The organism is Roseateles sp. P5_E11 (assembly GCF_054049355.1).
On record NZ_JBFUMO010000417.1, the window covers coordinates 1 to 5,290 of the forward strand.

The 5,290-nt window shown below is 69.8% G+C and carries 5 protein-coding genes; 1 reads left to right on the forward strand and 4 read right to left on the reverse strand.

What is annotated here, in order from left to right; genetic code table 11:
• Positions 1-157: 157 nt before the first annotated feature.
• The 3 genes from ACXJKR_RS23475 to ACXJKR_RS23485 form a co-directional block, all read right to left on the reverse strand.
• A complete protein-coding gene (locus tag ACXJKR_RS23475; protein ID WP_457324862.1) occupies positions 158-787 on the reverse strand; it encodes a hypothetical protein in 630 nt (209 codons plus the stop codon).
• A 65-nt stretch (positions 788-852) separates the two neighbouring features.
• Positions 853-2,337 (reverse strand): hypothetical protein, encoded by a 1,485-nt coding sequence (locus tag ACXJKR_RS23480; RefSeq protein ID WP_457324863.1) that lies wholly within the window; start codon positions 2,335-2,337, stop codon positions 853-855.
• Complete coding sequence (locus ACXJKR_RS23485; RefSeq protein WP_056200222.1) at positions 2,334-2,813, reverse strand: hypothetical protein; 480 nt, start codon at positions 2,811-2,813, stop codon at positions 2,334-2,336. Before ACXJKR_RS23485 ends, ACXJKR_RS23480 begins: the two co-directional genes overlap by 4 nt.
• 54 nt (positions 2,814-2,867) lie before the next feature.
• Here ACXJKR_RS23485 and ACXJKR_RS23490 point away from each other — a divergent pair, with 54 nt between their 5' ends.
• The gene (locus ACXJKR_RS23490) at positions 2,868-3,488 is read left to right on the forward strand and encodes a glutathione S-transferase N-terminal domain-containing protein (protein ID WP_056201277.1); all 621 of its coding nucleotides are present in this window, start codon (positions 2,868-2,870) and stop codon (positions 3,486-3,488) included.
• 42 nt (positions 3,489-3,530) lie between these two features.
• Here the strand turns inward: ACXJKR_RS23490 and sppA are convergent.
• Positions 3,531-5,290: signal peptide peptidase SppA (gene sppA / locus ACXJKR_RS23495; protein WP_457324864.1), on the reverse strand; the 1,760-nt coding region annotated here is incomplete at its 5' end.

Sequence of the window (5,290 nt, forward strand, 5' to 3'; positions counted from 1 at the left end):
GTGGAGCGACATGGCGGCCCTGCAAGCCCACTTCCGTGTGTCGGCCTCGCGCGAGTTCGGCAGGGCGCTGGCAACGATGGCGTCCGAGCCGCCGGAGCTGGAGTTGTTCGATGCGAACGTGATCAGCGCAGGCGGCTGACGCGCTTCGCGCAATCGATCAGGTTTTGCGATGGGCTCGCAGCCGGCCGGCAAACAGCGCCATGCCGGCGACGAGCAGCAGCGCTTGTGACGGCTCAGGTACAGCGGTGGGAATCTCGACGATGCTCGAAATGATGTCGCTGGCAAAACGGTCTGAGTAGTTGTAAGCGATCCAGGAGCTTTGGGCAGTGCCTGCGACCGAGTAGAGGAAGCTGATGTCGTGGTAGCCGCTGACTCCGCTCAACGTGATGAAGAAGTCATTCACGCCGGGCGCCACGCCGCCGGCGCCGTTGCCCTTGCCGCCAAAGGTGTAGGACGGCGGAAACGGCGCACCTTGCCAGTTCTCGAAGGCAAGGTCTGCCAAGCTGTAGCTGTGACCTGCGATGCTCAGGTCGATGGCGCCGATGCTGGTGACCGGTTGGCCCAGCGCATCAGCCTGGAAGATGATCGAGCCCGACACCGGATCCTGCGGCGCAGGGGCGGGTGCCAGCACCGACGTGAAATGCGTTGCAGTAAAGGTGAGCTGGTAGGTCTTGGCCTGGGCCTGCTGGCTCGGCAGACAGGCCAAGACGCAGGCGATCGCGGCAATGGTGTGCATTTTTTCTCCCTGGTGCCGGGGTGCGCGGGTGCGCCTCCGGGGCGATGCCACTTTAGGCGCAGACAGGGGCGACCCGGCCCCGAAGATGAGGGGCCGTACGAACCCCAGGGCAGCGGCTAACGCCGCTTGACGAACCCTAGCAGCGCGGCCATCGGCAGCACCGAGCGTGGCCGATAGGGCAGGCGCCACAGGCCGCCATGGTTGGCGGTGTGCACCAGCAGCTTGAGTGGATGCGCGAAGTCGCGGGCCTCGGTGCGCAACTGATGCACCCACATCGCGGCCATCAGCGCATTCGTCGTCGCCGGCGCAAAGACCTCGACGCCAAAAGCCTTGGCGCCGCGAAAGCCCGCTGCCAGCAGCGGATTGGAGACAACTGAGGCCGTCGTGGTGCTGGGCGCCACGTTGAAGGCGACGCGGTGCCCATCGGCGCGGGCCACCAGGGCGCGCCACTGCTGCAGCCGCTTGGCCAGCGCGTAGTTCGGGCCTTGCTCGACGACTAGCGCGTCGACCAGGCCCCATTTCCCAGAGTCTCTGCCGAAATCACCCGCGTCGACGAGCCCCTCGATATGCGGAGCGAAGCCGCGGCCGCCGCTACCCAGCCGTGCGCCGAACTGGGCCAGCTTCTTGACGAGGCCACGCTCGGCATAACGGCGCATGACGTCGCGCGCCAGCTGCTCCGGCACGGCGAAGACGTCGGTCGGCGTGGCCATGTAGGCGAGCTGGGTGCGGGCGTCGGCGGCGCACAGCGTCGCGCTGATGGCGTCCATCGCGAGGGACACGCGCACATGGCGCTCGCCGTCCAGGTAGGCGAGGTTGGCGATGGACAGCGGCTGTTGCCGAGACGCCAGCCAGGCGGCTATCTCCGGCGTGTCGGCCAGCAGGTCGGCGCCGGCATGGGCGACGTCCAGCGGCTGGCCCGGCGCGACGGGCGCGATCAGCGTGGCGTTGCCCGCGGCGACGATGGCGGCGATTCGCTTCCAGGTCGCGGCGCGGGCGAGGTCGATGCCGACGAGATTGGCGCGCCATTTCGCCAGCCAGGCCAGCGGCCCGGCCTCGCTGCCGGCACCGAGCAGCACGAGGTGCTGGTCGGACAGGTCGAACCATTCGGGGTGGGCCAGGCAGTCGCGCAGCGCGCCCGCGTGGGCGGCCTCGCAGATGCCACCCTTCTCCCAGCGGTCGATCTGGCGGGCGAGGGCATCGCCATGCAGCTCGCGGCCTTGGTGGGGCACGGTCCAGCGCGCGGGTGCCGCATCGCCGCTGCCGCGCAGTTGCAGCGTTTGCAGGCGGCGCTGGGGCGTGTTCATTGCGTCGGCCAGAGCGTGGGGTTGGCCGGCGCGCATGAAGGGCAGTTCGCGCCAGGCCGCGGCGAGGCCGGCGCGTGCCGAGGCGACGACACCCACGGGCCGGGCCGCTTGAGCTTGCACCAGGGCGCACCAATGGGCGGGGTAGGCGTGGCGCCAGTCGTGTTCGGCGGCGACGGCGTCGGCCGCGGTTGCGTCCAGCCCACGCAAGGCGGCCGCGATGATGCGCTGGCCCGGCGCGCCGGTGGCACGCTTGCCCTTGGCGTCGAGGGGCCATTGCAGGCCGGGCGCGTCTGTCATCGGCGCACTGGCGGCTCTTGCGTCGGCAGGCCGGCTGCGGCCAGGTCGGCGTTGACCAGGGCCCAGGCGGACTCGAAGTTGTCGGCGCGGCGCACCGGGCGGCTGGCGCGCCAGATGTCCATCAGCGCCGGCAGGCGCTCGATGCCGGGGATGCCGGGGCGCACCAGGAAGACGGTGGACAGGGAGACGATGCCGCGCGAACCGAAGGCATCGATGCTGGCGCGCAGCTCCTGCAGCGCATCGGCGTCCATCTGCAGGCTGCCGCGGATCTCGAGCAGGTCACCGAAGCGGCGGTCGGCCGGCAGGCGCTTGCCGGCCAGCGCGACGGCGCGCTTGACGGCTGCCATCAGCGGTGCGTCGAAAGGTCCCTCGGCGATCGACACCATGACGCGGCCATGCACGCCGACGCTGACGCGGCCGAAGCTGGGCTTGACGACCGGATGCCGGGAAGGGGGAAGCGAGGGGCCGGGGCTCATGATGTGAGACGATTTTGCATGCTCGAGAGCACGCTCGATGAAGGAGTCATGGCAATGTTGACCTTGTACGGCACCAAGGGTTCGGGTTCGGCGGTCATCGAGGCGGCGCTGGCGCGCGCCGGCCTGGCTTACACGACCGTGGACGCAGCCTCGTGGAACCCCGGGCCCGGGCGCGATGAGCTGCTGCGCGTGAATCCGCTGGGGCAGATTCCGACGCTGGTGCTGGCCGACGGCACGGTGCTGACGGAGAGCGCCGCCATCCTCATCCACCTGGGCCTGACGGTGCCGCCGGGGTTGCTGCTGCCCGCCGACGCCAGCGCGCGGGCGCGCGCCATCCGAGGCCTGGTCTATGTGGCGGCCAACTGCTATGCGGCCATCAGCGTCATCGACTACCCCGAGCGCTGGTGCGAGCCCTGCGACGACGCGATGAAGGCGCAGATCCGCGCCGGCACGCGGGCCCGCCTGCACGAGCACTGGCGGCTGTTTGCCGACCAGTTCGAGATCGGCTTCGAGGCCGGCGTGCCCGGCGCGCTGGAGCTGCTGGCCACGGTGGTGTCCAAGTGGTCGGGGTCGCGGCCCTTCCTGCAGGCCGAGCGGCCGAGCTTCTTCGCCCAGTTGCTGCGCGTGGAGCAGCATCCCGAGGTCGCCGCAGTGTTCCAACGCCACTGGCCATGAAGCGGGGGCTGGCAGACGCCGGCCAGTTAATCGGTTCGCAGGTCAGGGAGCACCGCACAGGCAGTGCACGGCGGCGGCCTTGTCCCACTGGCCGCGGGCGGCGAACTGCGACAGATCCTTCAGCATCGCCAGCTCCTCGCGCACCGGCGCGGGCAGGGCGTCCAGGCCCAGCGAGCTGCCGATGGCCGCGGCGATGGACGGCGCCAGTGTGTCGGTCAGCGACGCCAGCAGCCGCTCGCTGCGGCTGAGGTCGCGCTCCACATAAGCCAGGCGCGGCTTCTCGCCCTCCTTGACCTCAAGCTTGGCCAACTGGACGGCCGTCTGCACGGCATCGTCGAAGCTGCCCAGGCGGTCGACGAGGCCGCGCTCCTTGGCTTGCGAGCCCGTCCAGATACGGCCCTGCGCGACGGCATCAATTTTCTCCGGCGTGCTCTTGCGCGCCTGGGCCGCGAGGCTGGTGAAGCGGCCATAGATGTTGTCGATGCTGGCCTGCACGGTGGCCTGCAGGCGCGGGTCCAGCGGGCGGCGCGGGTCGTAGCCGCCGGCCAGCCAGGTGGTCGTGACGCCGCCGGTGTGCAGCGACAGCTTGTCCATCAGCCCTTCGGCGGTGGGCAGCATGCCGAACACGCCGATGCTGCCGGTGATGGTGCCGGCGTCGGCGATGACGGTGTCGCTGGCCATGGAGATCCAGTAGCCGCCCGAGGCCGCCACGTCGCCCATCGACACGACGACTGGTTTGCCGGCCTTGCGGGTCAGCTCCAGCTCGCGGCGCAGGATCTCGGAGGCGAAGGCGCTGCCGCCCGGCGAGTTCACGCGCAGCACGATGGCCTTGATGGCCTCGTCCTCGCGGGCCTTGCGGATCAGGCGGGCCGTGGAGTCGCCACCAATGCGGCCCGGGCCGGCATCGCCATCGACGATCTCGCCCTCGGCCACGACGATGCCAATGCCGGGCTGCAACTTGTTGGGCGTGCCGGCGTCCTTCACATAGGCCAGGTACTGGTTCAGCGAGATCTGGCGGAAGCTCTTGCTGTCCTCGTCCTTGGCGCCCTTGGCAATGAGCAGTTCGCGCATTTCGTCGCGCGTCTTCAGGCCGTCGACCAGCTTGGCCTGCAGGGCCAGCTTGGCCGTGTCGCCCTGCGTGGCGGCAAGCAGTTGCGGCAGCCCGGCGATGTCCTTGGCGATGCTGCCCGCCTCCAGTTTGCGTGCGGCCTCGATGCTGCCGGTGAAGCCGCTCCACAGCTCGCCATAGACCAGGCCCTCGGACTCCAGCGTCGCGGGGCTGGGGCCATTGGCCGTGTAGGTCTCGGCAAAGTTCTTGTAGGTGCCGACCTTGATGACGTGCGGCGTCACGCCGATGCGGTCCAGCGCGTCCTTGTAGTAGGTGCGGTAGCGGCCAAAGCCTTCGATGCCGACCATGCCCATGGGATGCAGATAGACCTCGCCGGCCTGGGCGGCGAGGAAGTAGCCGCGCTGGCTGTAGCTGTCGGCATAGGCCAGCACCGGCTTGCCGCTTTGCTTGAAGCGCTGCAGCGCGCCGACGACCTCGTGCAGGCCGGCCAGACCTGCGCCTTGCAGCTCCTCGACGTCCAGCAGCAGGGCGCTGATCTTGTCGTCCTTGGCGGCCTGGTCGAGCACGGCGAGCACGTCGCGCAACCGTGTCTGGTGCGGCACGCTCTGGCCGCGGGCCTGGGCGGCCAGCTGCTCGCGCGGGCTGCCGGAAAACTGTTCGACGAGGCTGCCGTCGAGCTTGAGCACCAGCGTCGTCTTGTCGGCCAGCGGCTTGGGACCGCGCGTCATCACGG